This window comes from Marinococcus salis (assembly GCF_054971365.1).
In genome coordinates, this window is sequence record NZ_JBQOJB010000007.1 from 1 (window position 1) to 26688 (window position 26688).

Genomic DNA, 26688 nt, shown 5'->3' on the forward strand with positions numbered 1-26688 from the left:
GCTCGATAGCTCAGTCGGTAGAGCAGTGGACTGAAAATCCTCGTGTCGGCGGTTCGATTCCGTCTCGAGCCACCATTTTATAAGATAACCAGCGCCTGGACTTCAACGTCCAGGCGCTTTTTTCACAGGCTCCGGGCCTCGATAGGAAGAGATAAAGAGCTATGTTACAATATGAAAGAGTATTGTAATCCGCTTAAATATTTTGCAATAAACATAAAAAGGCATGCCCGTGCTGAGTGTTACTACACATAGATGAGTGAATTTATGCCTTTTCACATTTGAGGAATGGAGCGGTGGGAACATGGACGAGAAAATATTAGTAGTCGATGATGAACAGCCAATTGCTGATATATTGGAGTTTAATCTTCAAAAAGAAGGGTTTCAGGTCGTTTGTGCTTACGATGGTGATGAAGCACTAGAAAAGGTGGACAATTTCGGTCCTGACCTTATTCTTCTCGACGTCATGCTTCCAAACAAGGATGGCATGGAAGTATGCAGAGAAGTCCGAAAACGGTTTGATATGCCGATTATTATGTTAACCGCCAAAGACGGGGAAATCGATAAGGTTCTCGGCCTGGAGCTTGGAGCAGATGATTATGTAACAAAGCCGTTCAGCAACCGGGAGCTTCTGGCCAGAGTGAAAGCCAATCTCCGCAGGAAACAGCCGGCAGCGGAAGAAGGAAGTACGGAGCCCCAGAACGCTATAAAAATCGGCGACCTTCTAGTAGATCCGGATGCGTATTTGGTAACAAAACGCGGGGACCCGATGGATCTTACGCACCGTGAATTTGAGTTGGTGCTATATCTTGCCCGCCACATCGGCCAGGTGATGACGAGAGAGCATCTTCTTCAGGCGGTGTGGGGCTACGATTACTTTGGGGACGTACGTACCGTGGACGTAACGGTACGCCGTCTGAGAGAGAAAGTAGAAGACAATCCGAGCTTCCCTGAATGGATTGTGACAAGACGTGGGGTAGGTTACTACTTAAAACATCCAGAACAGGAGAAGTAAGGTATGAAGATTATCGATTTTTTCAAATCGATTCATTTTAAACTCATTTTGATCTTCGTGCTGCTGATTTTTGTAGCGATGCAGTTCATTACCGTATTCTTTACGAGCGCGCTTGAAGATACGCTCGTAGAGAATTTTAATGATACGCTCGCCGAGCAGACAGATCTTCTGGAGTATAATGTGCAGGAGGAACTGACACAGAGTCGGGGAGAAGACGATAATACGGTTCAGGAAGATATCGACAGTTTATTAAGCCAATTTGCCAACTCAGGAGCCAACAATGATCCCGGCCACTCGAGTCCGGAAGCAAGGGTCATCGGCTCTAATCAAATTATTTTAGGTACGTCGAATATAAATGAGCAGGATATCGTCAATAATCAATCGAACGATGACCTTGTGCAGCGGGCGTTATTAGGAAATACGCTGGAGGAAGTACGCTGGGATGCCGAGAGCGGCCACAGGGTCAGCTTAATTGTGCGGCCGATCGAAGAGGATGGGGAAATTCTGGGCGTATTGTATGTGCGTTCTGACATGTCGAGCGTATACAGCCTGGTAAACGATATTAGCAGTATCTTGATTGCAGCAAGCATTATCGTGCTGATTTTAAATGCCATCCTTGGAATTCTGCTTGCGCGCACAATTACGCGCCCAATCGCAGATATGCAGCGCCAGGCGAAAATTATGGGAGAGGGAGACTTTTCCCGCAGAGTTCGTGTGTATGGTAACGATGAGATTGGGCAGTTGGCCCATTCCTTTAACCAGCTGACGCTGAAATTAAAAGAAAGCCAGGCAAGCACCGAAGACGAGCGAAAGAAATTAAGCTCGGTGTTGACCCATATGACGGATGGCGTTATAGCTACTGACGAACTTGGCCGTATTATTTTGATGAACAAGCGTGCCGAGCAGCTGTTGAACAAAAACAGCGATGAAATGGAAGGCACGTATATTACGGAGGCACTGCACCTGTCAGAGACGTTAACGTCGAGTGATCTGTACGATTATAATGAAGCGATTATGCTTGATTTCAGCAGCGAGGAACAGGATTTTCTGCTGCAGGCAAACTTTTCGATCGTACGGAACGAAGACGGGCCGGTGACCGGGCTGATTACAGTGCTTCATGATGTCACGGAGCAGGAAAAAATCGAAAGAGAGCGCCGGGAATTTGTATCGAACGTCTCCCATGAATTAAGAACTCCGCTGACTACGCTGAAAAGCTACATGGAAGCCCTGGAGGACGGAGCGATGCAGGACGAAAATCTTGGGCCCCGGTTTTTACAGGTAACCCAGAATGAAACGGACAGAATGATCCGGCTCGTGAATGATCTGCTTCAGCTTTCACGGATGGATAGTGACGAAATCAGCCTGGAGTTTTTTACAGTGGATCTGTCTGAAATGATAAACCAGGTCATTGAACGTTTTGAAATGATTAATAAAGATAAAAACATTGCTTTCTATAAAGAGGTCCCCTCCTACCCGGTATATGTAGACATGGACAAAGACAGAATTTATCAAGTATTTGATAATGTGCTTTCGAATGCCGTGAAATACTCACCGGATGGAGGAGAAATCAGTGTGCAGATGTTTACGCGTGCCGATGCTGTAGATGTTGAAATCAGCGACCAGGGCGTTGGAATTCCAAAAGAAAGCCAGCACCGTATTTTTGATCGCTTTTACCGGGTGGATAAAGCAAGAGCGAGAAATCTTGGCGGTACCGGCCTGGGGCTTGCGATTGCCAAAGAATTTATCCACGCACACGGTGGAAGGATTGCGGCTGACAGTGAATGGAAAAAAGGAACCACTATATTAATTACGCTGCCGTATTCAGTAATTAATAAAGCGGAGGCTGGATCATGAAAGAAACCATTAAATCCTGGGTGTTGACGATTCTAGTGCTGGGAAGTTTGCTTCTTACCTGGCAGAATTGGTCGTTTCAGCCCGAATATGATAATGTCAATTCCTCTGAAAGCGTACAGGAAACGACGGAAATAGCAGAGACCCGGGAAGCAGGAGAAGTCATCCGCCCGAATCAGGCAGTCGTGCGTTCAAACGGAAGAAATGTTCTCATGACAGAGGACCAGGCTTCAACCGATCTGGATAAAGCCTTCCGGCAGCTTGAGGAAGCGAGTATTACAGAAACAACAGCAACCGATCTCGATCATGACGAACTGTATCAAAACGCTTCCTCAGCGGAGTACTCCACGGAGTTTGTATTTCCGTCACCGGTGTCGTGGTCGATGGTAAACGAGTTGTTCAGCTTTGAAGATGAAAGCGAGGAAGCCTCCAGCATCCTGGACGGCTCAATTGACCGTATTATATTAACAGCTTCACCTGGAAGCGAAGAACTGAACGCTGCATTTGTTTCCTATAGTGAAGGTGTCGTTGTAAACAGCAATACAAGCCTTGATAAAAACGATGTAGAGTACGAACGGTATCTCACAGAGCACGAAAGCATGCTCACATACAGCACTGATGAGGAAGGGTATGAAAAGCATATTTATATTCCTGAGAATCCCGGCTCCCGTACGAACTATACCTACGCTTCAACAAGTCTGTCAGCCGACAGCTTTCAGCAGGTATTGCTGCCGGAAGGAAATGGCCAAAACCTTCAGACGTATAACTATGACTCGTCAGAGGTTATTACAGACGGCACAAGAGAGCTGCGGATTAACAATGCCGGCGATTACCTTCGCTACGCTAATCCGACTTACTCCGAGCAGACAGACGGGAATGACACGAGCAGCCTGGTTTCTTCATTTGAATTTGTAAATAATCACGCCGGCTGGTCGGATGATTACCAGTATTATGATTCTAATACCCTGGACGGGGAAACGACGGTTACGTTCAGGATGAATAAAGGGGGCCTGCCCGTCTTTCGTGATTCCAACGGCAGCGATTTTGCTTCCATTCAGGTGTCTAATGTGGGAACGCAGACGAGTGGATACTCGCGCCCGCTGTTTGATTTAGAAAACAATCCGGTCAGAACCGGGGACGCTGGTGTTTCCACCGATCTTCCCACTGGGGAAGAAACGCTTAACGCGGTCCAGGAGCAGTGCAGTTCCTCCCTGATCGAAGATATCCAAATTGGATACAGCATTTCAAGGAACGGGGAGAATTCCGGCTATTATGACTTGGAGCCCGGATGGTTTGTCCGCTGCGACGGCAGCTGGTCTCCTGTGGACTTTAATGGAGACGACAACGGAGAAGGAGGAGAATAAGATGGACTGGGCAAGAACAAAGACCATTTTTATTATTGTTTTCCTGCTTCTTAATACGTTTTTGCTCTCTAGCTATTTAGAACAGCAGACCAACTACCAGCAAAGCTCCGCCTCTCAAACGAGCGGAGAAGAATCGGAACAGCGGCTTTATGGTTACGAGGAAGAGGAGCTTCCGGAGCGGATTGAACAGCTTCACCTCGAAGCGAGCTACATGGATTTTGAAAGTGGCAACCGCTCCCAGAAAGTAGAGGGTAATTCAAACATCAACGATATTACGTATATATCAAACGAACGATTGATTGGAATGAGCGCTACCCTCGAGGAGCCGGTAGAAATATCTGAGGATAACCGGAACGAAGATTTGGCTGCCTTTTTAAACAATTATGTCTGGAGAGCGGAAGACTATGAGCAGGGCCAGATGGATGAAGAGTTAAACAGGCAGTATTACTACCAGACATTTGACAATAAACAAATATATAAGCCGGAGACGTCTGCTCAGCTTGAACTGATGTTTAACGACCAAAACGAGATTGTCGGCTTCCGCCAGTCATATTTTGAGCTCGACGCCACTCCTGCCGATAGTACAATTCCCCCAGAGGATGCTATCGAAGCCCTGGGGAACCCAAGTAACGGTATTTTGCAGACTAACGATACGGTGACCGATGTGAGCGTCGGTTACTTTAACCAGGTGACACCACAGGGGGAAAACGTTTATTTATATACACCCATGTATATTGTAGAAGTAAATGGAGAATCCAGGTACCTGGTGAATGCAAGAACTCAGCGTGTCCAGTCATGGGATCAGGTTATGGAGAATAACGGCGAAGAAGACGTTATGGTCGAGCCGGAAGTGCCTGAGAATGGCACCGGCTCTGAGGAAAATGCGGAAGAGAATGGACCGGCAGAAAACGGGGAAGAAGCACCGGCCGGTGAATAGAGAAAGCAGGAGGATAGAATGACATTGCAGTTCAGCGTACTTGCCAGCGGCAGTACAGGTAATGCCATATACGTACAGACCGGAAAGCAGCGTTTGTTGATTGATGCAGGCTTGAGCGGCAAAAAAATAGTGGAGAATTTATGTGCTATCGGCGTTGATCCAGCGGCACTGGATGCCTTGATTATCACGCATGAACACAGCGACCATATTAAAAGTGCGGGAGTATTAAGCCGAAAATACCAGCTGCCGGTTTATGCCAACCCAAAAACCTGGCAGGCCATGGAAGGGCTGATCGGCAAGGTACCTCTCGAACAAAAATTTCATCTTGAACGGAATCAGCCGGCGTTGTTCGGAAACATTGAGCTCGAACCGTTCCATGTATCGCATGATGCTGTGGATCCAATGTTTTTTGTTTTCCATCATGAAGGTAAAAAGTTGGCGCTTGCCACAGACATGGGGTATGTCAGCGACCAGATCAAAGGCACGGTAAAAAATGCCGATGCGTACATTTTCGAGTCAAATCATGATATTAATCTGCTGCGCATGGGCCACTATCCGTGGAATGTTAAAAAACGTATCCTTGGTGATTCCGGCCACGTATCGAATGAAGACTCCGCCTATGCACTCGCTGATGTTGTCGGTGACCGGACGAGTAGAATTTATCTTGCTCACTTAAGTCGGGATAATAATATGAAAGACCTGGCACGAATGACGGTGCAGCAGGTACTTGAGGAAGAGGAAACAGGGATAGGCCATACGTTTCACCTTTACGATACGGATCCGTTTGTTCCCACCAGCCTGCATACCCTCTAACCTAAGACATATAGTACACCTGCCGGGTATTTTTTATAAACGTAAAAAATTATCAAAAGCACGCCCTTTTACTAGACGGAGCGTGCTTTTTCTTCGTACAATAAATATACATCCCGGCACCCGAGACGGGTATGATAAAGGGCTCTTGTTTCAACCTGCATCAAAAGCACTGAAAGAAGTCCCGGTATCTTATGGAAAAGGAAGTGTCGGAATATGGGTTATTATGATGATCATGCAAGAAAAGAAAGCCATAAACAAAAAAGAAGTCGCAGAAATGTAGGTATCGCAGGCTTTGTGGGGGCCATTATCGGTGCAGGGGTAATGACAGTATCAGCACCTTTTATATATGATTCAGTTTCAGGGGAAAACACGGAAACGGTTGATGGGACGGCTGATCTTTCAAACGACAGCTCCGGGTCCAATGTTTCCACGGAGGAAGTAAGCGCTGATTCCGGTACGGTGACAGCAGCAGCGGATAAAGTCTCCGGAGCTGTAGTTGGAGTATTTAACCAGGTACAGGCACAAAACGCCGGCGTTCAAGGCAGCCAGGGAAGTGAGGGGCAGGAAGATGGCTCTGTGGAACAGGGAACCGGCTCTGGTGTCATTTATAAAAAAGAAAACGGCTCGGCATTTATTGTGACCAACAATCATGTAGTGGAAGGAGCCAATTCTGTAGAAATCAGCTTAGCGGATGATACCCGGCTGGAAGCAGAAATTGTCGGCACCGATCCTTATACTGATCTGGCTGTGTTAAAAGTAGACGGCGAAAAAATAAATACCGTCGCGGACTTTGGCAGCTCCGAGGATGTGCAGGTTGGCGACCAGGCTATCGCTATCGGGAACCCGCTCGGTACAGATTTAACACGGACGGTAACTGAAGGGATTATCAGCGCAAAAGACCGAAGTATCCCTGTCGATTACAACGGGGACGGCCAGAATGACTGGGAAGCAGACGTTATGCAGACAGACGCTGCGATTAACCCAGGTAACAGCGGAGGCCCTCTGGTTAATAGTGCCGGCCAGGTAATCGGAATTAATTCGATGAAAATTGCACAATCTTCCGTGGAAGGCATCGGCTTTTCAATCCCGACGTCGGTAGCTGTGCCGATCATTGAGGATTTAGAAGAAGACGGTGAAGTAGAACGCCCGCAGCTGGGAGTAGCCATTCAATCTATTTCTGAGCTGTCAAGCTATAACTGGACGGAAGAATTAGGGCTTCCGGAAGACGTGGATCACGGAGTATATGTGACTCAGGTACAGCCAAATTCTGATGCCCAGGAGGCAGGCCTTGAGCAAAACGACGTGATTACGCAAATTGATGGTGAAGAAGTGCAGGGAGGCAGCGATCTCCGGGAGTATCTGTATAATAGTGCTGAGATTGGGGATACGGTTACTATAACGTATTACCGGGACGGAGAGAAGCAGACTACAGAAATAGAATTAACCCAAACTGCATCCACAGGTGAATAAATTATTTAAAGACCTTTTAACGAAGGTCTTTTTTTGTGGATAAATAGGGAGGGCGATGGCTGGAAAAAGAATTTGTGCTACAATGGATGCTGAAAAAATCGGGAAGCGAAACAACGGAACCCCTTGGTATACTGCTGTGAAGAACGCTTAGAAGAAGCGTTGGGTGATGCCGTGGAAAACGGTAGAGAAAAAGCTCCGGGTGTGTATAAAATTGTGGATAAACACTAAAAAATATCCACAGGCTGTGAGTATTTTACAAAAAGAGCAGCATTTACCGTGTCAATTTAAGGTCGTTCACTTGTGAATATGTGGACAATTTCTGTGGAAAATTAAGACTTTGGAGGAGTACCTGTGAATATATTAATCATTGCTGTCGGCAAATGCAAAGAAGCATTTATCAATGAAGGAATCGCTGAGTATAGAAAAAGACTGACGAAACAAGGCTCAGTGGAAATTGTGGAAGTAAAGGATGAAAAAACACCGGAACAGGCAAGCGAGAAGGAGAAGGAGCAGGTGAAGGAGACAGAAGGGGCACGTATTCTCAAAAAGGTTCCCGAACGTGGGTATGTGATCGCTCTTGAGCCGGAAGGCAGAATGATTTCTTCTGAACAACTGGCTGCAACCTTTCACGAATCAGCTGTACAGGGAACCAGTACTATCATTTTTGTTATAGGGGGATCGCTCGGTCTTTCTGAAGAAGTATTAAAACGGGCTGATTTTAAATGGTCATTCTCCAAATTGACTTTTCCCCACCAATTAATACGCTTGATGCTTACAGAACAGATTTACCGGGCTGTACAGATTAACGCAGGAAGTCCGTATCATAAATAAAAGCTATGCAAAAAGCGCTTACTCTTGAAAGAGTATGCGCTTGAGTGAGTTTTAATCATTGTAGCCACTTAATTGTTCTTCATATGTGAATTCGACTATAACAAAGCTGTATTCGGGTGTCATAAGCATGTTGTAGCAGTGTTTCTTTCGAACCGGTATTGGATGGAAAGCTCTGATAAGTTTTGATAGGCGGTCGTCTGCGTCGCTTTCCGTAATAGAAGCAATAACGTTGGTGTAGCTTCTGTCTCTTTGCTGGGTTCAAGGAAAATTTCTGCCGTTTCTTCCTGCAGTTCTTCTTTCGCAGAAGATCCTTCCAGCAGCTTCAGAATTTGCGGAAGTGCTGCAGGCTGACAATGAGAGTAAAGAAACAAGACCTACGGAAAGGGCAAACTTTTTATCCGTATACCTCTCTGTAAAATGTATTTAGTGGTTATATAGTACTGTTTTAGCAGAGGGTAAACAAACATTTATTTGCCAGGTGCTTCTTTTTTTATACAAAAAAGGCCGGCGCTATCAGAATATACACACCTGAAACCGCCGGCCTTTTCTCATAGCACAAATACATTTAACGTAATAATGGCTCCTGTCACCATTCCAATTAAGCTGAAAATCACTCCGGCCCAGGCCGCTTTTCTGCCTCGGTAATGATGGTTCTTAATATCCTTCAATGCTTTGAGGCCGGTCCACAAACCGATAATGCCAAAAATTAGGCTGAAAGGAAAAAGAATTACAAGAAAAATAAATGCATCAAAACCAAGTACTAACGAAATAATGGCTTTAATGCTGCTTGGCTGTCTTGCTTCTGTATGAGTATCGTTCATGGCCTGCCGCTCCTTCACTTTCCTGGCTCACATTCATGTTCTTTTATCGTAACGCGCCCGTAAAGCAAAAACAATGGATAGGAGTGGCGTTCTATTGACAATTCTGGGTCGGGCTACGTTTGATCTGTCGAAAAAAAGGATATTAATGATTTAGGATGGACAGTAAAAGAAGTCAGCTGATGAAGGAGTCGACGCCGTGATGGAAATTCTGCAGAATGACTGGGCTCCTGTACTCAAGAAAGAGTTCGACAAAGAATACTATCAGGAGCTGCGGGAATTTTTAAAAAAGGAATATCAGGAGCATACCGTCTATCCTGATATGCACGACATCTTTAATGCGCTGCATTACACTGGCTATGAAAATACTAAAGTAGTTATACTCGGCCAGGACCCTTATCATGGGCCAAACCAGGCTCATGGGTTAAGTTTTTCAGTGAATCCGGAGGTCTCTATTCCGCCATCGCTAAAAAATATTCACGCAGAGCTTGAAGAAGATCTGGGATGTGAAAGGCCCCGGCATGGGTCTTTGGTTTCCTGGGCAAAGCAGGGAGTGCTTCTGCTGAACACAGTACTTACGGTGCGAAAAGGGGAAGCAAATTCGCACAAAGGAAAAGGGTGGGAAGACTTCACGAATGAAGTTATCCGACTGACGAATGAAAAAGAGTATCCTGTTGTATTTATTTTGTGGGGGCGCCATGCTCAGGCGAAAGAAGAACTTATTACTAATGAGCACCATTTAGTCATTAAATCACCACATCCGAGTCCGTTTTCCGCAAACAAGGGATTTTTCGGCAGCCGTCCATTTTCAAAAACAAATCAGTTTTTAAAAGAAGCCGGGCGGCCGGAGATTGACTGGTGTATTCCAACAGAGGAGGAAGATCAGACATGAGTATCCAAACATCTGCAACAACGTTAGCAAACGGAGTAAAAATGCCTTGGCTCGGCCTTGGTGTCTACCAGGCAGAAAAGGGCGATGAGGTGAAAAATGCTGTGTTAACAGCCCTGCAGACAGGCTACCGCTCTATTGACACTGCATCCTTTTACGACAATGAAGAAAGCGTCGGAGAAGCGATTCAGGAAAGCGGTGTGCCGCATAACGAATTGTTTATTACTACAAAGCTCTGGAACAACGAACATGGCTTCGACGAAGCGCTGGAGGCCTTTGAACGCTCCCGTAAAAAGCTCGGAGTGGACGTGGTGGATCTTTATTTAATCCACTGGCCAGTTCCCGGAAAATTCAAAGAGACCTGGGGAGCGCTCGAGAAGCTGTATAAAGATGGCAAGGTGCGTGCCATTGGTGTCAGTAACTTTACGGACCAGCACCTCGAAGAGCTGCTAAAAACAGCGGAAATCACACCGATGGTTAACCAGGTAGAGTTCCATCCGCGCCTGTTCCAAAAAGCGCTGCTGGAATATTGCCAAAACCATGACATTCAGCTTGAAGGATGGAGACCGCTTGGCAAGGGCGACCTTCTCGAACACGATGCTGTGAAAGAAATTGCTGACAAGCACGGCAAAACGCCGGCACAGGTTCTCGTACGCTGGGCACTCCAGCACAACGTTGTGTCTATTCCTAAATCAGTAACAGCCGAACGGATCCGCTCCAATGCGGAGGTCTTCGATTTTGAACTCGATACGAAAGATATGGACACCATTAACGGCATGAACGAAAATGCCCGTTACGGGATGCACCCGGATGAATTCGATTATGCATCAACGACAAAATAACGCAGTAAAACAGCCGGCACATTCGTGATGCCGGCTGTTTTTTATGTGAAATTTTTAAGACTGTTCAAGCCCGGTTTCGATCATACTTGTTATTTGCGGATCAGTAGGCCTGGTGCTGCTTTTGAAGCTGCCTAAAACTTCGCCGCGACGGGAAACAAGAAACTTTTCAAAATTCCATTCGATCTCACGGCCGGGGGCAGTCTGGTCCAGAAGCCAGGCAAACAATGGATGCTTTTCATTTCCTTTGGTATGGGTTTTGTCAAAAATGTCAAAGCTGACTCCGTAGTTGGTTTCACAAAACTCCGTGATGTTTTCAATAGTGTCTGGTTCCTGGCCGCCAAAATCGTTTGAAGGAAAGCCCAGTACCTGAAAGCCTCGATTTTTGTAGCGTTGGTACAGCTCCTCCAGTTCCTCATACTGTGGAGTGAATCCACATTCTGAAGCGGTATTGACGATTAAAAGTACATCTCCCTGGTACTCACTTAGCGTTTTTTCCGTGCCGTCAGCCTCGACGGCCTCGATATTATAAATGCCGGCTGTCATATGTTTCCTCCTTTAGAGTGAATGATACTTTCCGTATAACCTTCGTATTTCCCATTTAAACTCCTCTGCTGTGAACAAAATGCAATTAATGCAGGAAATAGCAGGAAGGTTTTTCAATTGCACCAGGGTGCTATAATAGTAACCGATATGGATGAATGAGGAAAGAAGGCATCATGATGAAGGGAACAAAACTACTTTTATTAGCAGCTGCCATATTCACAGGCAGCTTGTTCTCCTACTTACAGATTCCGGCAGGATGGCTGCTCGGCGGGCTTGTCACAGGAGTTACCTGCGGCATGGCATATAGACGGCTCGTCTTTGATGGCTGGCCGTTCCGCACCGTCCTTGCCCTGATTGGATGCAACATTGGTTTTATGATGGAGCCCGGCATCTTTGCCCTTCTAGGGCAGTACATTTTTCCGCTGATTCTTACGCTCAGCTTAACGATGGCGCTTGGTGTCGGGCTTGGATGGCTGATGAACCGCTGGACGGACCTGGACCCGCTGACGGCTTATTTTTGCTGTGTGCCGGGAGGGGCTTCGGAGGTGATCGGCTTAAGCAGTGATTACGGAGCTGATAACCGGATGGTTGCTGCCTTTCACACTACGCGTATAACGCTGTTTGTGTTAACAATACCAATTTTTATCGGTCTTACGACCCCGGCAGACATTGGTTCGATGGGAAATGCCGGACCGGCAGTGTCCGAAGTTTCTCCAGTAGTAATGGGAGTGTTTGGCATTTGCGTTGCAGTGACAGTCCTGCTTTATTATTTGTATAAAGTGCCGGCGGGGACACTGTTTTACGGTTTGGTTATCGGGTTTGTGGCCGGCCACTGGATGGTGACCACGGCCCATGGCCTGCCGTCTATTATCGGGGGAAGCGGCCAGGCTCTGCTCGGTGCGATGGTTGGTATCCGCTTTGACCGCCCGACATTTTACAAATTAAAAGAGATTGGGCGGCCGAGTGCGGTACTTCTGACTTTTTACTTTGTTTTCAGTCTGCTGCTTGCTCTGATGTTTCACGCTGCGACCGGCCTGCCGTACGTAACGAGTCTGCTCAGTACAGTACCGGCAGGGGCAGCGGAGATGAGCAGCACAGCGATTGCGTTAGACCTTGAGCCTACTCTTGTGTCGAGCCTTCACATTATAAGAGTGCTTGTGTTATTTATCTGCCTGCCGTTTTTTGTACGCCTGCTGCAGAAGCTGATCCAGAAGCAGTCTGCATAGCTGAAACAAATAGATATAAACAGCTGGGACGATAATTAATTTTATCGTCTTTTTTTGCTTTCTTTGGAGGCGAAAATGTTAAAAAGAGCTGACTTTTTACGATAACGCTTCAATGATAATAGAAATAAAATTATTTCGTAAAAAGCAAACCTTTTGAACTCCTTATGTATCACTGGTTTTTCGAATTTTTAAATAATCAGGGCAATATTTTTGTGTGAGATTATCTTACACAATACTAGATTCTGAAAATTTAAACGGTAAAATACTATTTAACGCAAGATGTTAACTAAGTTCACATGAATCTTGCACGATAATAACAGAGGGGGAAAAAACGTGGATCCGATAGTATTGCTTGATAACCTTTGGGTTATGATTGGATTTATTTTAGTTATTCTTATGCAGGGTGGATTTATTCTATTGGAAGCAGGTTCGACCCGGATGAAAAACGCGGGTCATATTGCAGGAAAAACAATCTTCACACTGGGAATTTCCTCACTTGTCTTCTGGGCTGTCGGGTACGGTTTTATTTACGGCAACGATGTCGGTGGTATCATTGGGCTTTCGAACTTCTTTTACGGAGATGCAAGCACTGCAGACGGTTTAACGCCTGCCGTCGACTTTATCTTCCAGCTGGCGTTTGCAGCGATTGCCCTTACGATTGCTTTCGGCGGATTCGCTGAACGTGCCAAGCTTGCTGCTTACGTAGTATTCGCTATTTTATTCTCTGCTATTGTATACCCAATCGTAGCACACTGGATCTGGGGCGGCGGCTGGATCTCCGGTCTTGGCAAACAGGACTTTGCCGGTTCCACGGTAGTCCACCTCACTGGTGCAATGGGTGCTCTTGCGGCAACAATTTTACTTAAGCCGCGGATTGGGAAATATAATAAAGATGGCTCAGTTAACAACCTTCCAGGCCACAACCAGGTATTTACTGCCTTAGGTGTACTTCTGCTGTGGGTCGGCTGGTTCGGGTTTAACGGTGCCAGTACATTTGGGGTAGCGGACGGATTCTTTGGTTACGTTTCTATGAACACGCAGCTTGCAGCTGCAGCAGGTGCTTTTGCAGCGCTTTTGATTGCCTGGGCGGTACTTGGGAAAGCAGACGTACCAAGCATGCTCAACGGAGCACTTGCAGGGCTGGTAGCAATTACCGCTTCCTGCGCATTTGTAGCACCATGGGCATCTGTAGTTATCGGTGCAATTGGCGGTATGCTCTGCTTCTTCAGCGTTCGTTTCTTTGAAAAACGCAACATCGACGATCCGATCTTCGCCCTTTCAGTGCACGGCATGGCCGGCGCCTGGGGAACGATTTCTACCGGTTTCTTCGCTACACCACAGCTTGCTGAGATGAATGGCGGCCGCGCCGGGTTGTTCTACGGCGGCGGGTTAACCCAGCTTGGGGTACAAATTATCAGTGTCGTAGCATGCGGGTTGTTCGCTTTCATTGCTTCGTATATTCTACTCTTGATTACGAAATCGATTATCGGCGGACTTCGCGTATCGGAGGAAGAAGAAATTATGGGTCTTGATATGAGTGAGCACGGTGCATACGGTTATCCGGAAAACGTGCAGCCTACTCTGGACAATTCTTCAGAAAGAACAGGAGCATAAAATATGTCGAATTCTTCATTCTCACAAGTACAGGGATTTTCACCAGAACCTTCCTTTAAGAGCTATGAAGAAATAAAAAAAGACAAAGAAGAGAAGATGAATGATTTGGCGGGAGAGCCAGTAAAGCTTAATGAAGCCCACGATAGGTGGATTTCAGAGACGGTTACTCTTGCTGTTCATCATCACCAGAGTGAGCGGGGAGACCTTCCTGCTCACTTTGCTTTTTTTCTTATGGGAAGCGCAGGAAGGCAGGAGCAGGCAAAATTCAGTGATCAGGACCATGGAATTGTTTTCGAGGGCAGAGACGATGAACATCAGGATTATTTCCTCGGCCTGGGAGCGGAAATACGGGAAGGGATGGCGGTTGTTGGCTATCCGCGGTGCGAAGGGTTGGTTATGGCTTCGCATAAACGCTGGTGTCACGATGTGGAAGGATGGAAAAAGCAGGTGGACGGCTGGATTGAAGCCGATGAATGGGGGCCGTTCCGCCACCTCCTCACCTTCATCGATGCCAGAACGCTGCTTGGAGAAGATAAGCTTCTGGAGGAAGTGAAGGAGCATGTCTTTGAGCAGGCCGGCCAGGAAGACGTGTTAAGACGCTTATCGGAAAATACCGCGTACCTGCATAAGGGGCTCAATGCTTTCAGGCAGCTGCTTCCGGAAGAGAAAGGGCCGTATGCGGGTTCGATGCATATAAAAGACGTAGGTTTTTTCCCGTATGTCCATGCCCTTCGGCTGCTCGCCATTTATGAAAGAGTGCATGCTTCTTCCACGATAGAACGTATCCGCCAGGTGTCAGAAAAGCATGCTTATGTCCAGGGCAAAGACATACATTTTAAAAATTTGCTGGAGCTGCGGGCCTCGTTTTCCGAGCAGCAGCACGCCTATGAAGACGTTCACTACGTGCCGGTACAGCAGCTTTCGAAAACCCAGAAGTCCGAACTGAAGGCTGCGTTAAAAGAAGGAAAGCACCTGTTTCAGCATACAAAAAAAATCATGGAGTCGGGTGATTTTTAAATGTTCCAATGGATGCGCAGTATTTCGAGTCGATTTGGCGGCCTGGACTCCACGAACCCCCAGCACCAGTCTTTCATGCGCCAGCTGCAAAAAGACGTAAAAGCGGAGCAGCCTCTGCAGAAATCGCTTTCTTCGCTGAATGTTACCGTCCTTGACTTGGAAACCTCGGGCTTTAATGCGGATGCCGGAGATAAGATATTGTCGATGGGAGCTATTAAAATTAAACACAACCGGCTGGTGCGGGATGACGCCTTTTATACGCTTGTTCGTGAACCGGAGGCTGTGTCCCCGGAGGTAAGCGAGGTTACCGGATTAACAGCGGAGGAGCTAGCGGCGGACGGTCAGCCAATCAGCGGGGCTCTCGAGCAGTTCTATCAATTTGCCCAGGCAGATATACTCGTAGCCCATCATGCCAGTCATGAACGAAAGTTTTTGCAGAAGTATACGTACCGGACAATGGGGTCGAATCTTCAGCACCGCCTGCTTGATACTTCATTTGTATTCAGTATTGCTGCGCCGGACTTTGAGTTTCGTTCGCTTGATGATTGCTGCAGCTATTACGATATCCCCATAAAAGGAAGACACAATGCTCTCGGGGATGCCATTATGGCTGCCGAGCTCTGGGTACGTTCCATTCAGACAGTCCAGGAGCTCGGATACGAAACACTTCAAGACGTCTATGCCCATCTCAGTCACCGCCGTAAATGAACGCCCCGTACGGCCGGCTGAAAAAATTTAAAAAGGAGGAGGGCGCGGTGAAAGGTAATATCCCTCGTAGCGCTGCCTGTTTTCCCATTAGCGTGGTACAAGAAATCACATCACTGTCAGCTCGCCAAATCCGTTACTACGAAGAGCAGGGGCTGGTTGATCCGGAACGAAACCAAGGAAACCAGCGCCTGTTTTCGATGAATGATATTGACCGGTGTCAGGAAATCAAAGAGCTTATTGACCAGGGGTTAAATATTGCCGGCATTAAAGCCGTGCTCTCCGCCCGGGACAAAAATTCCGGCTGACAATTAGAAGGCTGGAAATGTATTAATAAAAAAGTCCCTTTTTCAAAAAAATTCTTTATATTTGTTTGAATAAAGAAATGAACGGGAACACTTTCGAAACAACGGAGGTGTTTTATTCATGTCATTTATCATTGTAGAAGATATTCAAGTGCCGGCGAAAAAATTCGACGAGCTTGAGAACGCCCGTGAAGACGCATCGGAAAAGGAAGTTATTGTGCGCAATAACGATGGCCAGTACTGGGTGGTTGATGAGGAAGACTACGCAAAGATCGAAGCCTATGGCTATGAGCTTGTAGAGAAGTAAACACACGTATAAGAGTCCGCACCTAATTTTAGGGCGGACTCTTTTTTAAATGTAAATAAATCCGGAAAAAAGCGGAAATGGAAACGGGTTTCAAAGGAAAGAAGAAGTGAAAAAGTACAAGTAGTGCAAAAACGGCTCAGGAAAGTATAAATGACAGGTTTTTTAGGAGGAGGACTGGAATGACACGCTATGAAGATGACAGTTTATCGCTGCATACGGATTTGTATCAGGTGAATATGGTGGAAACGTATTGGCGAAGCGGTATGCATACCCGTAATGCCGTATTTGATCTATACTTTCGGGAGCTTCCGTTTGGTAATGGCTTCGGCGTATTTGCCGGGTTGGAACGGGTGGTGAATTTTTTAGAAAACTTCCGGATGACAGAGGAGGATCTTGCCTACTTGCGGGAAGCAGGCTACGGAGAAGATTTTCTTTCCTATTTAGAGGAACTCAGGTTTACCGGCAGCGTTTATGCTATGAAAGAAGGCGAGCTTGTCTTTGGCAACGAGCCGCTGCTCAAAGTAGAAGCGCCGCTTGGAGAAGCCCAGTTAATCGAAACGGCGCTTTTAAACATGGTGAACTATCAAACGCTGATCGCTACGAAAGCAGCCCGGATTAAACAGGTGACAGGGGGAAATGGGCGCGCGATGGATTTTGGCCTGCGGCGGGCCCAAGAGCTGGATGCCGGCTTATGGGGAAGCAGAGCAGCCTTTGTCGGCGGTTTTGAAGTAACGAGCAACGTCAGGGCAGGAAAGGTATTCGGACTCCCTACAGCAGGCACACATGCGCATTCTATGGTTCAGGCCTGCGAGACTGAATATGAAGCTTTTAAAATGTATGCTGAGCACCATACGGATTGCGTGTTCTTAGTGGATACGTACGACACCCTTCGTTCCGGAGTTCCTAACGCAATTAAGGTTGCAGAAGAAATGGGAGAAAATATCCGCTTTAAAGGCGTGCGTCTTGACAGCGGGGATCTGGCCTATCTATCCAAAGAAGCGAGGCGAATGCTCGATGAAGCCGGCTTTACCGACACCCAGATTATCGCTTCCGGAGATCTGGATGAGTACACGATCACCAATTTGAAATCCCAAGGAGCAGAGATTGATACGTGGGGTATCGGAACAAAGCTTATTACTGGCTATGACCAGCCTGCTCTTGGGGCAGTATACAAGCTTGTAGCCATTGAGGGCGATAACGCCCGCATGCGTGACACGATGAAGATTGGGGCAAAAAAATCCGGTAATCTGGAGAAAATGACTACACCCGGTGTGAAAAACGTCTATCGGATTATAAATACTGAAAACAAACGCTCAGAAGGAGATTACGTTACGCTTGCCGGGGAAGAGCCAAACGAGCAGGAGGAACTGCATATGTTCCATCCCGTGCATACGTACATCAGCAAAAAGGTCCGGAATTTCAAAGCTGTGAATCTTCATGAAACAATATTTAAAGATGGGAAGCTGGTTTACAGCCTGCCTTCCATGGCAGATATCCAGGCCTATATGCAATCAAATCTTCCGCTTTTATGGGAAGAATACAAACGTTCGTTAAACCCGGAAGAATACCCGGTCGACTTAAGCCCGAAATGCTGGGAAAATAAAGTGCAGAAAATGCATGAAATTCAAAATGAGTTCAGTCAATAAGCAATTGCCTGCCGGGCCGGTTTTTCCGCCCCGGTATTTCTTTTGCATCAGCCAATTGCGAACGTCTCGTGACAATAAGAGGAAACGTAAGGCTGCGGGCTGCACATATGATATAATTTGGCAGGATCCTAATTGTACTATGATGAACGCAAAGAAAGGGAGGGCAGAGCTTATGCAGATATCTGTTCAGACCGTGATTGAAAAAATGGAAGAGGAATTGCTCCAGCTCGCCGAGCAGGGGGAAAAAGGAGACGAGCGGGCGCTGCAGGAGCATGCAAGAACGCTTCGAAACTACTGCGATATTCTGCTTTCTTCAAGGGAGGCTGAAGTGAAGCAGCCAGCTGCATCGCCCCCTCGTTCCGGGGCGCCAGCTTCTGCTTCGGGAGTGACTGCGGCAAGGAACCCCCGCCGGGAACCGTCCGGGGAGGAAGAGGAAATTCCGTCCACGGAAGGTAATTTACTGGATTTTTAAAAAGAAGGAGATTTGGGCATGCTTTGGAAAGTACTCGTGATATTAGGAGCAGTGAACGCTGCGATGGCTGTAGGAATAGGGGCATTCGGAGCCCACGGCCTGGAGGGCCGGCTTTCAGACCGTATGATTGACACGTATCAGACTGGCGCACAGTACCATATGTATCATTCCCTGGGGCTGATCGCTATTGGTGCAGTCGCAGCATACACCGGCGGAGGTTCAGCACTGGTGGGGTGGTCCGGATGGCTTTTATTTGCAGGTATCGTTTTGTTTTCAGGCAGTTTGTACGCATTGTCGCTTTCAGGCATTTCCTGGCTGGGGGCCGTCACTCCTTTAGGCGGAGTTGCTTTTATCGCCGGTTGGATTTGTTTAATTATATATGTGCTGAAAGCCTAAAAGGCATAAAAAGGGCCGGCTGCGGGTGGTTTATCCGCGGCCGGCCTTTTTCTGTTTGTAATAAAAACTATACTGCTCTTGTGCGGTCAATCCGGCCAAGAAAAAGTGCCAGGCCGAGGCCGGTAACAAATGTTACGAGACTTACGACGAAAGCAATTACGCCGTCATTTAAACCTGGAAATATAACATAAAGCGAACCAACAAGCAGGCCGGTAATTACTGCATACGTTCCCACCGTATGAGCATGCAGCATGTAGCGCAATAGCTTGCTCATGATCGCTATTCCTACAAGAACGCCAACGCCGAAGGTGAAGAGCACGGGCAGGTTCAATTCTGTCAGAGCATTAATGACGGTTTGATAAACGCCAATAATCACAAGCACAAATGAACCACTGATGCCGGGAAGAATCATCGCTGTGCTCGCAAGCCAGCCCGAGAAAAACAAAATGGCAAAGCTTCCTGCGCTCCCGGTAGCAATCACAGCTGTCTCCTCATCCCCCTGGAAAAGGCCGGAGAGTAAGACAATCACGGCTGCGAGCAGTAAAATGACGTAATGGTTCTTTTTGAAATTTGTTTTATAATTCACTTTATACAAAATAAAAGGAATCGTTCCGAGTATCAGCCCAAAAAAGAAGAAAAACGTTGGCTGTGGATGTTCGGCAAGCAGCCATTCGAGCAGATGGGCAAGCGACAGGATAGCTGCCCCCATTCCTACTCCCAAAGGAATTAAAAAGCCGAGCTGCTGCTTCCACTGGCGTGAAAAAAGCAGGCTGATCGCAGACAAAAGCCGGTAGTAAATGCCAAGTATCAATGCCAGAGTGCCACCGCTCACGCCCGGGATAACGTCACTGGCGCCCATGGCCATGCCGCGTAAAATATTTTTCCATTCAATCATGTACATCGAGACTCCTCGTTCATCAGAAATTGGTTTATGTAAAAGCTGCAAATTTTTCACAGCTTCAATTCTTTATATCACGTTTTAAAAGAAATTACTATAACCCTCAGCAGTCCATGAAAAAAACCGAACAAAGGGTTCGGTTTAAAAAACGGCGTCAGGCTCGAGCTCGTCATTTTCTTCGCGGCGGAGGCTTCGTTCAAACACGAACGGGCCAAACGGAATGACAGATACAATAACAGCAATGAGCATACGCAGAAACGGCCAGCGTTTTTGGATCCAGACAAAAAGAGCAATAGCTACATATAAGATAAACAATCCACCATGGGCAGCTCCAACAACGGTAACAGCCATGTCAAAGCCAGCTCCATACTTTAACGGCATGGCAATAAAGAGCAGGAGCAGAAACGAGATTCCTTCAATAATACCGGCCCACCTAAGCGATTGGAGAGAATTCATGCACGGCCTTCCTTTCTAATAGCAAAATCACGATAAGAATACATCGTTAACATAGCACAAGAGGGAAGCCGGAACAATGGACGAATTGTGACAGTTACGTTAGGAGCGTTCAGCCGCATATAAGCTTAAGGAACGGTTCCACCGCCTGACAGGGCGCTGGTAGGTCATCCCGATGTTTTCTGCTACTTTAATAGAAGGCGTATTGGCAGGATCGATGACTGAAACAAGCTTTGGGATGGCAAGTGAATAGAATGCAAAATCCCGGACCATAGCTGCTGATTCAGAAGCATAGCCCAGTCCCCAGTTTTCAGGGGTGAGCAGGTACCCAAGTTCAATAGAAATGTTTCCTTCTATTCTTTCGGGCACAAGTCCGCACTGGCCGATAAAGCTTTGAGTGTGCCGGTCTTCCACTATCCACATCCCGACCCCGTATGATAGATAGTGACTTTTGTTCCAATGGATCCATTCATTGATTTCTTTTTCGGACTTTAAGTCGGCGTAATAGCGCATAACCTCTTTATCCTGAAAAATATTTTTCAGCAGTGGGTGGTCTTTATGCTGCATAGAACGAAATGAAAGACGTTCTGTGGAGCGGGGGAGTCGCAACGCTTTCACCTCTTTGATTAAAATTAGCAGCTGGCAGGTCTCCCAGTCTTTCGGTAAACTCTTTTAAAGTTGCTTGGAAAGAAGATTTTTTTGAATTTCCTGGTTTTTTTCTGCGAATCGTTCGTTATGGGAAGAAACCATTGCTTTCGCCCCGGCGTCGGGTTCCAGGTACTGCTTGACGCTGTTCGCAGCGGAAGCGCCTTCTACAAACGCTCCGGCAATCAGGTGAACCTTTCCATGGTGGCTGGTAATGTCCCCGGCAGCAAACAAACCTTCGATATTTGTGCCCATCCGCTCGTTTACGAGAATTTTATTTTCTTCTGTTTGCAGCTGCAGGTTTTCGAGAAGCTCAAATTCCATCTGGAAACCGTGGTTCACGATGACGGCGTCCACTTCTTTTTCCACACGTTCGTCAGTATCAAGATTTGTGCACAGCACTTTTTCGATAGCGGTGCCCGCGTCGTTGCCGCGAAGCCCGGAAAGGGCAAAAGGAGTCTGCACGTTCACTTCGGAGTCCTTCATTTCCTGGACATGCCGCTCATGGCCGCCGAACTCATCGCGCCGGTGTACGACTGTAACTTCGCTTGCGATCGGGCAGAGAGCATTAGCCCAGTCGACGGCAGAGTTTCCGCCGCCGGAAATGATAACCCTCTGATTACGAAATCGCTCAAGGTGCTGTACAGTATAGTGAAGGTTGGAAAGCTCGAATTTTTCTGCGCCTTCGATGTCGAGCTTTTGGGCATGAAGAATGCCGTGCCCGACAGCGACGATGACAGAGCGGGAATAGTAAACGCCGCCTGTTTCCGCCTCCAGGCGAAAAAGCCCGGCCTCGTCTTTTTCTACGTGAATAATTTTTTCATTTGTCGTGATCGCGGGGCGGAAAGTTTCTGCCTGGGCTACCAGCTGATCCATCAGCTGTTTTCCAGAGGAAGGGGGCAGGCCGCCAACATCCCAGACAATTTTTTCGGGATAGGCGTGAATTTTTCCGCCCAAATCCGGCTGTGCTTCAATAATGTGAGTATCAAGCGCCCGCATTCCACAATAAAAAGCAGTATACAGGCCGGCGGGTCCGCCGCCGATGATAGTAACGTCATGTATTTGAAAGTCAGACAAGGTGTCCAGCTCCTTTAGTGATAATCGTTATCAATTACATTGTACGCTCTTTTTATGTAAAAGTAAAAGGAAGATGAGAAATACATTTACACAAAAAATGTTCCACGTGGAACATTTAAGATTTCAGAGGAGAGAGCTTATAATACGTGCCCGCCACCCTGCTTAATAAAACGATGAAAAAATTCCATTCTCCAGCCTGAATGCCGGCTGCTGTAAAAAGAACCGTGGATAGTATAAATATTGCCCACAAAAAACAGAGTACATTTTCCCTCATCTAATCAACCTTAAGCAAAAAAGCCCTGCAGCAGAATGCCGCAGGGCTTGTCCTCGTATAAGAATTACTCTTCAGTGGAAGCGGATGTTTGGGCACTGGCTACCTGAATGTCAGTGTCATTTACGGTGATCGTAATGTTTTGCACATCCTCTTCTTCAAGCATGAGATCGGCAATGCCGTCTTCTACTTTTTCTTCGATTACCCGGCGAAGAGGGCGGGCACCGAAGGCAGGATCGTAGCCTTGATCGGCCAGCATGCGTTTAGCATCATCAGAAACGGTAACGTTCAATCCCTGCTCACTGGCTGCTTCTAAGATGTCTTTAAGCATCAGATCCACGATAGTGACCAGATCTTCACGAGCCAGTTCTTTGAAGCTTACAATGCTGTCGAAACGGTTCAGGAATTCCGGGCGGAAATAATCGCTGAGAGATTCCATGATTTTTGGCTCTACCTGGTCCTTATCTCCAAAGCCTACCGTAACACGTTTCATTTGTGAGCCGGCGTTTGAAGTCATAATAATGACTGTATCCTTAAAGCTGACCGTGCGTCCCTGACTGTCAGTCAGGCGGCCGTCTTCCATGATCTGCAGGAACATATGCTGCACATCAGGGTGCGCTTTTTCAATCTCGTCCAAAAGAATAATGCTGTACGGTTTCCGGCGTACTTTTTCTGTAAGCTGCCCGGCTTCATCGTGTCCGACATATCCTGGCGGCGAACCGATAAGCTTGGATACCGAGTGTTTTTCCATATACTCACTCATGTCGAGGCGGATCATCGCTTCAGGGTCGCCAAACATTTCAGAAGCGAGCGTTTTGGAAAGCTCAGTTTTACCGACACCGGTTGGTCCGACAAATAGGAAGGAACCAATTGGACGGCTTCCGCGGCGCAGGCCGGCACGATTTCTGCGAATGGAACGGGCAACTTTGCTTACAGCTTCTTCCTGGCCGATGACATTCGCATTTAGACGTTCAGGCAGATCGCGCATTTTCTTTTGTTCATCGCGCTGGAGGCGGCGAACAGGGATGCCGGTTTTATTTTCCACGATCATCTGGATCGTTTCTACATTCACTGTTGGTGTTTCTTTTTGAATCTTGCCGTTTTGTTCAGCTTCTTTTACCTGCTCCTGCAGCTTGGCTTCTTCATCCCGAAGCTTAGCTGCACGTTCGTAATCCTCCTGCTGGGTAGCACGTTCTTTTTCTGCGGCAATCTGCTCGATGCGGCTTTGCAGGGACTCGCTGTCGTCATCGCTGTGGGCGAGGTTTATCTTGGAGCCTGCTTCATCCATTAAGTCGATCGCTTTGTCCGGCAGGAACCGGTCCTGTACATAGCGATTGGACAAATTGACGCAGGCTTCTAGTGCTTCATCGGTAAAAGCAACGTGATGGAATTTTTCATAGTTTGCCTGCAGGCCTTTTAGGATCGCTACGCTGTCTTCGAGGTTTGGTTCGTTAACCATGACCGGCTGAAAGCGGCGTTCAAGCGCTGCATCTTTTTCAATTTTGCGGTATTCAGCAAGTGTAGTTGCACCAATTAATTGAATTTCCCCGCGGGCAAGCGCTGGTTTCATAATGTTGCCTGCGTCAGAAGAGCCTTCTGCTGAACCTGCGCCAACGATTTGGTGGACTTCATCAATAAAGACGATGACATCCTGGCGTTCCTGCAATTCCTTCAGCAGCTGCTTCATGCGTTCTTCAAACTGGCCGCGTACCCCAGTATTTGCTACGAGGGAGGTTACGTCCAACAGATAAATGCTTTTATTTTTCAGCTTGTTTGGCACATCACCTTCCGAAATACGGAGGGCAAGACCTTCAGCAATCGCTGTCTTACCGACACCCGGTTCGCCGATAAGAACCGGATTGTTTTTATTGCGGCGGTTTAATGTTTCAATGACACGTTCAACTTCTTTATCGCGGCCGATGACTGGGTCAATGAGGCCGGCACGTGCAACGTCGGACAGATTTTTACCTAAATCGTCAAGAAGACCGCCGCCCTGGCCGCCGCCGGACTGAGCCTGCTGTTCCTGCCCCTGTCCTGCGTTTTGTTCTGAGCCGCCCATCATATTATTAAAGAATTGGTCAAATGGGGACTGGGAGCCGCCGAAGCCGCCCTGACCGGATGGCTGATTCATGCTTTGGCGGATTTCTCTATAGCACCGTTCGCACAGGTGCATCTTTTGATGGCTTCCATTAACATTCATGTTCAGTTCAATGCGTGCTGGACGCTGTTCACAATGTTCACATCTCATCATAACTGAACCGAACCTCCTTATTTTTAAAGTAGTATTATTGACGTGTGCATCGTTCGTATTCATCTTCGTAAGGTCAGAATTACTTCGTTGACTTTGACTATCTTTGACCTTGTAACAGTATTATATACCCGCTTCCTGTATAATGCAAGAGATAAATTTGATTTTCTCTGACCAATTGATTTACACCTACATAATAGGAAATGGAGAAGAGAGTTTCAAGAAATATGCTCGAATAATATCTGTGGAAAACGGTAGAGAATGTATTAACGTTTTTGCGAAAGTCTAAACGTTTCTGACCAATAAAAAGTGATGAACTGGAAGAAAAGCACAGACGGTGAAAGGTTTAGCGGAAAAAAGGGAAAGGAAAAAAGAAACGAAGTTATACAGAAGAGGAGGAAAAAGATGAGAAACAGCGGGCAGCGTCCAGCGACTAAAATATATAGGTTGTCAGAGCCCCGCCACTTGTTTGGAGGAAGTCGTCCAGTGCCAAGAAAAACATTTCCGGAGCCGCACGTGCCTGTGGTAGAGGCAGCGCGAAGAGTTGAAAACTGGAATCCGGTGGAAGCAGTGGTAGTGGCCGGAGAGCTAAAGGTAAAGCTGTTCCGGTGGACACTGCTCCGCGTGGATGTTCCTTCACTGACAGTAGACCTGCGCCGGCGAAAAAAAAGGTAGCTGCCAGAGGGCAGAAATTAAGAAGCACGGACCTTCCCGCTTTTTGTTAACGGAAGGCAGAGCTGGTAGCTGATGAAGCCAACAACGCCTAAGAGAACGAATAGTGTCGACATTCCCGCTGGAGGAATGACGGCACTTGCCGTAAGCATAAAACTGCTGAGAAGGAGGGCGGCATTATACATCATTGACTCCATTGCCATGTAAGAACCACGGGAATCATCATGAACAATGCCGGCGAGTATCGTCTGGCGGACAGGAATATAAACGATCTCTCCCAGGGTGAAGGCTGCAGCAGCGATTATAAGAACTAAAAACGAAGTGCTGAACCCGAAAAATCCGAAGGCGAGAGTGTAGATTCCGAGACCGGCAGCTAACACTTTTTTATAATTTAAAGAAGAAACCCGTGCGGAAACCGGCATGGTAAAAAAGACAACGCCAAGCGTGTTAATAAACATAATAAGACTGAACATTCTTACTCCCGTGAGTTCAAATCCTCCAAGCATCAGGTGAAATTGTTCATCCAGGCGGACAGCGACGTATTTGTCCAGCTGAAATTCCAGGCTGGCGATACAAACGGTACCGATTAAAAAGAATAGAAAGCGCCGGTCTTTTAGTATAGCGGCGTACCGTTTCCATATAGTAAGAGGGGCCTGAGTTTTTTGAAGACCTTTCTTGGAAAAAGAAACCGCCTGCTTTTTTTCCGTTAATTTAAAAGCCACCACGTACCAAATACATATGCTCACAAGAAATAAAGCAACAAATAAATACACGCGCCCGCTCTCAAAAAACAGCCCTCCAATAACAGCCCCAAAGGCGTATGCCACGTTGCCAAGCCAGTAGGCAAGCTGATAAACGTAGGGGCGCTCGGCTTCAGAGCTGTAGTCTATAATCATTGCTTCGGACGGAGGATCAGCGGCGTTAAAGCATGCGTTAGCGACAAGAAAAGCTGCAAACATCAGCCATACGGATTCAAATACGGGGGAGCTCGCCAGCGCCATTACGCCAAGGCTCAATACCTGCAGGCCCTGAGCAGTAACGATGATACGCTTACGGCCGATAACATCCGATAAATGTCCGGTCCATAAACCGATACCAATGCCTGCAGCCATAGTAAATGCCAGCAACAGCCCGGCAGTGCCGGCTCCAAGGCGGCTGCTGAAATAAACTGCCATAAATGGAAGAATGGCCATCAATACAAATTCCATGGAAAAATCAGTGATGAGGCGTATTTTAATGTTTGTGTGCAGTGCTTGGAACTTAGTCAACGGGACTCTCTCTTTTCTAGTATTAAAGCATAATAGTATAAAAGCAATACTACCTAAATATGGAAGTGTTATCAATATGCTTCTGAAAACCGCTGAAA

Annotated in this window: 26 protein-coding genes and 1 pseudogene; 19 read left to right on the forward strand and 8 right to left on the reverse strand. The window is 47.0% G+C overall.

The window, feature by feature from the left end:
• Nucleotides 1-301: 301 nt before the first annotated feature.
• The 7 genes from yycF (at nucleotide 302) to rlmH (ending at nucleotide 8278) form a co-directional block, all read left to right on the forward strand.
• A complete protein-coding gene (gene yycF / locus ACTTK6_RS08065; protein WP_079474491.1) occupies nucleotides 302-1012 on the forward strand; it encodes a response regulator YycF in 711 nt (236 codons plus the stop codon).
• Between the two features lie 3 nt (nucleotides 1013-1015).
• On the forward strand, nucleotides 1016-2866 hold the full coding sequence (walK, locus tag ACTTK6_RS08070; protein ID WP_079474492.1) for a cell wall metabolism sensor histidine kinase WalK: 1851 nt from the start codon (nucleotides 1016-1018) through the stop codon (nucleotides 2864-2866).
• Nucleotides 2863-4227, forward strand: a complete 1365-nt coding sequence (locus tag ACTTK6_RS08075) for a YycH family regulatory protein (protein ID WP_462833131.1) — start codon at nucleotides 2863-2865, stop codon at nucleotides 4225-4227. The genes walK and ACTTK6_RS08075 overlap by 4 nt, the downstream gene beginning before the upstream one ends.
• A gap of 1 nt (nucleotide 4228) precedes the next feature.
• Nucleotides 4229-5164 carry a two-component system regulatory protein YycI gene (yycI, locus tag ACTTK6_RS08080; RefSeq protein ID WP_462833132.1) on the forward strand — a complete coding sequence of 312 codons (936 nt, stop codon included), beginning with the start codon at nucleotides 4229-4231 and terminating at the stop codon, nucleotides 5162-5164.
• A gap of 18 nt (nucleotides 5165-5182) precedes the next feature.
• Nucleotides 5183-5977 (forward strand): MBL fold metallo-hydrolase, encoded by a 795-nt coding sequence (locus ACTTK6_RS08085; protein WP_079474495.1) that lies wholly within the window; start codon nucleotides 5183-5185, stop codon nucleotides 5975-5977.
• A 213-nt stretch (nucleotides 5978-6190) separates the two neighbouring features.
• Entirely contained in the window at nucleotides 6191-7447 is a 1257-nt protein-coding gene (locus tag ACTTK6_RS08090) for a S1C family serine protease (RefSeq protein ID WP_079474496.1), read from the forward strand.
• A gap of 351 nt (nucleotides 7448-7798) precedes the next feature.
• The gene (rlmH, locus tag ACTTK6_RS08095) at nucleotides 7799-8278 is read left to right on the forward strand and encodes a 23S rRNA (pseudouridine(1915)-N(3))-methyltransferase RlmH (RefSeq protein ID WP_079474497.1); all 480 of its coding nucleotides are present in this window, start codon (nucleotides 7799-7801) and stop codon (nucleotides 8276-8278) included.
• 548 nt (nucleotides 8279-8826) lie between these two features.
• Here the strand turns inward: rlmH and ACTTK6_RS08100 are convergent.
• A complete protein-coding gene (locus ACTTK6_RS08100; RefSeq protein WP_079474499.1) occupies nucleotides 8827-9099 on the reverse strand; it encodes a DUF4190 domain-containing protein in 273 nt (90 codons plus the stop codon).
• 199 nt (nucleotides 9100-9298) lie between these two features.
• On the opposite strand from ACTTK6_RS08100, the gene ACTTK6_RS08105 reads away from it, so the two are divergent.
• Together ACTTK6_RS08105 and ACTTK6_RS08110 are read left to right on the forward strand one after the other, a co-directional pair.
• Nucleotides 9299-9988 carry a uracil-DNA glycosylase gene (locus ACTTK6_RS08105; RefSeq protein ID WP_462833214.1) on the forward strand — a complete coding sequence of 230 codons (690 nt, stop codon included), beginning with the start codon at nucleotides 9299-9301 and terminating at the stop codon, nucleotides 9986-9988.
• Nucleotides 9985-10827, forward strand: coding sequence for an aldo/keto reductase (locus tag ACTTK6_RS08110; RefSeq protein ID WP_462833133.1), 843 nt, complete (start codon nucleotides 9985-9987; stop codon nucleotides 10825-10827). Before ACTTK6_RS08105 ends, ACTTK6_RS08110 begins: the two co-directional genes overlap by 4 nt.
• A gap of 54 nt (nucleotides 10828-10881) precedes the next feature.
• Here the strand turns inward: ACTTK6_RS08110 and ACTTK6_RS08115 are convergent, their stop codons facing one another.
• Entirely contained in the window at nucleotides 10882-11370 is a 489-nt protein-coding gene (locus ACTTK6_RS08115; protein WP_462833134.1) for a glutathione peroxidase, read from the reverse strand.
• Nucleotides 11371-11543: 173 nt separating this feature from the next.
• On the opposite strand from ACTTK6_RS08115, the gene ACTTK6_RS08120 reads away from it, so the two are divergent.
• The 9 genes and pseudogenes from ACTTK6_RS08120 (at nucleotide 11544) to ACTTK6_RS08160 (ending at nucleotide 19058) form a co-directional block, all read left to right on the forward strand.
• Nucleotides 11544-12596 (forward strand): AbrB family transcriptional regulator, encoded by a 1053-nt coding sequence (locus ACTTK6_RS08120; RefSeq protein ID WP_462833135.1) that lies wholly within the window; start codon nucleotides 11544-11546, stop codon nucleotides 12594-12596.
• 333 nt (nucleotides 12597-12929) lie between these two features.
• Complete coding sequence (locus ACTTK6_RS08125; protein WP_079474504.1) at nucleotides 12930-14210, forward strand: ammonium transporter; 1281 nt, start codon at nucleotides 12930-12932, stop codon at nucleotides 14208-14210.
• A gap of 3 nt (nucleotides 14211-14213) precedes the next feature.
• Nucleotides 14214-15227, forward strand: coding sequence for a DUF294 nucleotidyltransferase-like domain-containing protein (locus tag ACTTK6_RS08130; RefSeq protein ID WP_462833136.1), 1014 nt, complete (start codon nucleotides 14214-14216; stop codon nucleotides 15225-15227).
• On the forward strand, nucleotides 15228-15935 hold the full coding sequence (locus ACTTK6_RS08135; RefSeq protein ID WP_462833137.1) for an exonuclease domain-containing protein: 708 nt from the start codon (nucleotides 15228-15230) through the stop codon (nucleotides 15933-15935).
• Between the two features lie 47 nt (nucleotides 15936-15982).
• Nucleotides 15983-16228, forward strand: a pseudogene (locus ACTTK6_RS08140) (MerR family transcriptional regulator); the annotation flags it as partial.
• 130 nt (nucleotides 16229-16358) lie between these two features.
• Nucleotides 16359-16544, forward strand: coding sequence for a hypothetical protein (locus tag ACTTK6_RS08145; RefSeq protein WP_022792988.1), 186 nt, complete (start codon nucleotides 16359-16361; stop codon nucleotides 16542-16544).
• 179 nt (nucleotides 16545-16723) lie between these two features.
• On the forward strand, nucleotides 16724-18190 hold the full coding sequence (locus ACTTK6_RS08150; protein ID WP_079474508.1) for a nicotinate phosphoribosyltransferase: 1467 nt from the start codon (nucleotides 16724-16726) through the stop codon (nucleotides 18188-18190).
• A 172-nt stretch (nucleotides 18191-18362) separates the two neighbouring features.
• The gene (locus ACTTK6_RS08155) at nucleotides 18363-18662 is read left to right on the forward strand and encodes a DUF5327 family protein (RefSeq protein ID WP_462833138.1); all 300 of its coding nucleotides are present in this window, start codon (nucleotides 18363-18365) and stop codon (nucleotides 18660-18662) included.
• A gap of 18 nt (nucleotides 18663-18680) precedes the next feature.
• Nucleotides 18681-19058: a DUF423 domain-containing protein gene (locus ACTTK6_RS08160; protein WP_079474510.1), complete on the forward strand. Its 378-nt coding sequence runs from the start codon at nucleotides 18681-18683 to the stop codon at nucleotides 19056-19058.
• 67 nt (nucleotides 19059-19125) lie between these two features.
• On the opposite strand, the gene ACTTK6_RS08165 is transcribed toward ACTTK6_RS08160, so the two are convergent.
• The 5 genes from ACTTK6_RS08165 to ACTTK6_RS08185 all read right to left on the reverse strand — a co-directional run bounded on the left by ACTTK6_RS08165 (nucleotide 19126) and on the right by ACTTK6_RS08185 (nucleotide 24650).
• Nucleotides 19126-19953, reverse strand: a complete 828-nt coding sequence (locus ACTTK6_RS08165; RefSeq protein WP_079474511.1) for a DUF368 domain-containing protein — start codon at nucleotides 19951-19953, stop codon at nucleotides 19126-19128.
• A 144-nt stretch (nucleotides 19954-20097) separates the two neighbouring features.
• Nucleotides 20098-20412, reverse strand: coding sequence for a DUF3817 domain-containing protein (locus tag ACTTK6_RS08170; RefSeq protein WP_079474512.1), 315 nt, complete (start codon nucleotides 20410-20412; stop codon nucleotides 20098-20100).
• A 99-nt stretch (nucleotides 20413-20511) separates the two neighbouring features.
• Nucleotides 20512-21018, reverse strand: a complete 507-nt coding sequence (locus tag ACTTK6_RS08175; protein WP_462833139.1) for a GNAT family N-acetyltransferase — start codon at nucleotides 21016-21018, stop codon at nucleotides 20512-20514.
• 63 nt (nucleotides 21019-21081) lie between these two features.
• Nucleotides 21082-22131, reverse strand: a complete 1050-nt coding sequence (locus ACTTK6_RS08180) for an NAD(P)/FAD-dependent oxidoreductase (RefSeq protein WP_462833140.1) — start codon at nucleotides 22129-22131, stop codon at nucleotides 21082-21084.
• A gap of 338 nt (nucleotides 22132-22469) precedes the next feature.
• On the reverse strand, nucleotides 22470-24650 hold the full coding sequence (locus ACTTK6_RS08185) for an ATP-dependent Clp protease ATP-binding subunit (protein WP_079475046.1): 2181 nt from the start codon (nucleotides 24648-24650) through the stop codon (nucleotides 22470-22472).
• A 486-nt stretch (nucleotides 24651-25136) separates the two neighbouring features.
• Between ACTTK6_RS08185 and ACTTK6_RS08190 the strand changes: the two genes are divergently transcribed.
• Nucleotides 25137-25325 carry a hypothetical protein gene (locus tag ACTTK6_RS08190; protein WP_462833141.1) on the forward strand — a complete coding sequence of 63 codons (189 nt, stop codon included), beginning with the start codon at nucleotides 25137-25139 and terminating at the stop codon, nucleotides 25323-25325.
• Between the two features lie 17 nt (nucleotides 25326-25342).
• On the opposite strand, the gene ACTTK6_RS08195 is transcribed toward ACTTK6_RS08190, so the two are convergent.
• Nucleotides 25343-26590 carry an MFS transporter gene (locus ACTTK6_RS08195; protein WP_462833142.1) on the reverse strand — a complete coding sequence of 416 codons (1248 nt, stop codon included), beginning with the start codon at nucleotides 26588-26590 and terminating at the stop codon, nucleotides 25343-25345.
• Between the last annotated feature and the right edge of the window lie 98 nt (nucleotides 26591-26688).

Excerpts from the sequence above, each read along its gene's own strand:
- yycF (WP_079474491.1), top strand. The coding sequence starts at position 302 with ATGGACGAGAAAATATTAGTAGTCGATGATGAACAGCCAATTGCTGAT.
- ACTTK6_RS08165 (WP_079474511.1), bottom strand. The coding sequence starts at position 19,953 with ATGATTGAATGGAAAAATATTTTACGCGGCATGGCCATGGGCGCCAGT.
- ACTTK6_RS08155 (WP_462833138.1), top strand. The coding sequence starts at position 18,363 with ATGCAGATATCTGTTCAGACCGTGATTGAAAAAATGGAAGAGGAATTG.
- ACTTK6_RS08075 (WP_462833131.1), top strand. The coding sequence starts at position 2,863 with ATGAAAGAAACCATTAAATCCTGGGTGTTGACGATTCTAGTGCTGGGA.
- ACTTK6_RS08150 (WP_079474508.1), top strand. The coding sequence starts at position 16,724 with ATGACACGCTATGAAGATGACAGTTTATCGCTGCATACGGATTTGTAT.
- ACTTK6_RS08085 (WP_079474495.1), top strand. The coding sequence starts at position 5,183 with ATGACATTGCAGTTCAGCGTACTTGCCAGCGGCAGTACAGGTAATGCC.
- ACTTK6_RS08110 (WP_462833133.1), top strand. The coding sequence starts at position 9,985 with ATGAGTATCCAAACATCTGCAACAACGTTAGCAAACGGAGTAAAAATG.
- ACTTK6_RS08130 (WP_462833136.1), top strand. The coding sequence starts at position 14,214 with ATGTCGAATTCTTCATTCTCACAAGTACAGGGATTTTCACCAGAACCT.
- ACTTK6_RS08105 (WP_462833214.1), top strand. The coding sequence starts at position 9,299 with ATGGAAATTCTGCAGAATGACTGGGCTCCTGTACTCAAGAAAGAGTTC.
- ACTTK6_RS08135 (WP_462833137.1), top strand. The coding sequence starts at position 15,228 with ATGTTCCAATGGATGCGCAGTATTTCGAGTCGATTTGGCGGCCTGGAC.
- ACTTK6_RS08115 (WP_462833134.1), bottom strand. The coding sequence starts at position 11,370 with ATGACAGCCGGCATTTATAATATCGAGGCCGTCGAGGCTGACGGCACG.
- ACTTK6_RS08120 (WP_462833135.1), top strand. The coding sequence starts at position 11,544 with ATGATGAAGGGAACAAAACTACTTTTATTAGCAGCTGCCATATTCACA.
- ACTTK6_RS08160 (WP_079474510.1), top strand. The coding sequence starts at position 18,681 with ATGCTTTGGAAAGTACTCGTGATATTAGGAGCAGTGAACGCTGCGATG.
- ACTTK6_RS08170 (WP_079474512.1), bottom strand. The coding sequence starts at position 20,412 with ATGAATTCTCTCCAATCGCTTAGGTGGGCCGGTATTATTGAAGGAATC.
- ACTTK6_RS08090 (WP_079474496.1), top strand. The coding sequence starts at position 6,191 with ATGGGTTATTATGATGATCATGCAAGAAAAGAAAGCCATAAACAAAAA.
- yycI (WP_462833132.1), top strand. The coding sequence starts at position 4,229 with ATGGACTGGGCAAGAACAAAGACCATTTTTATTATTGTTTTCCTGCTT.
- ACTTK6_RS08145 (WP_022792988.1), top strand. The coding sequence starts at position 16,359 with ATGTCATTTATCATTGTAGAAGATATTCAAGTGCCGGCGAAAAAATTC.
- ACTTK6_RS08185 (WP_079475046.1), bottom strand. The coding sequence starts at position 24,650 with ATGAGATGTGAACATTGTGAACAGCGTCCAGCACGCATTGAACTGAAC.
- walK (WP_079474492.1), top strand. The coding sequence starts at position 1,016 with ATGAAGATTATCGATTTTTTCAAATCGATTCATTTTAAACTCATTTTG.
- ACTTK6_RS08100 (WP_079474499.1), bottom strand. The coding sequence starts at position 9,099 with ATGAACGATACTCATACAGAAGCAAGACAGCCAAGCAGCATTAAAGCC.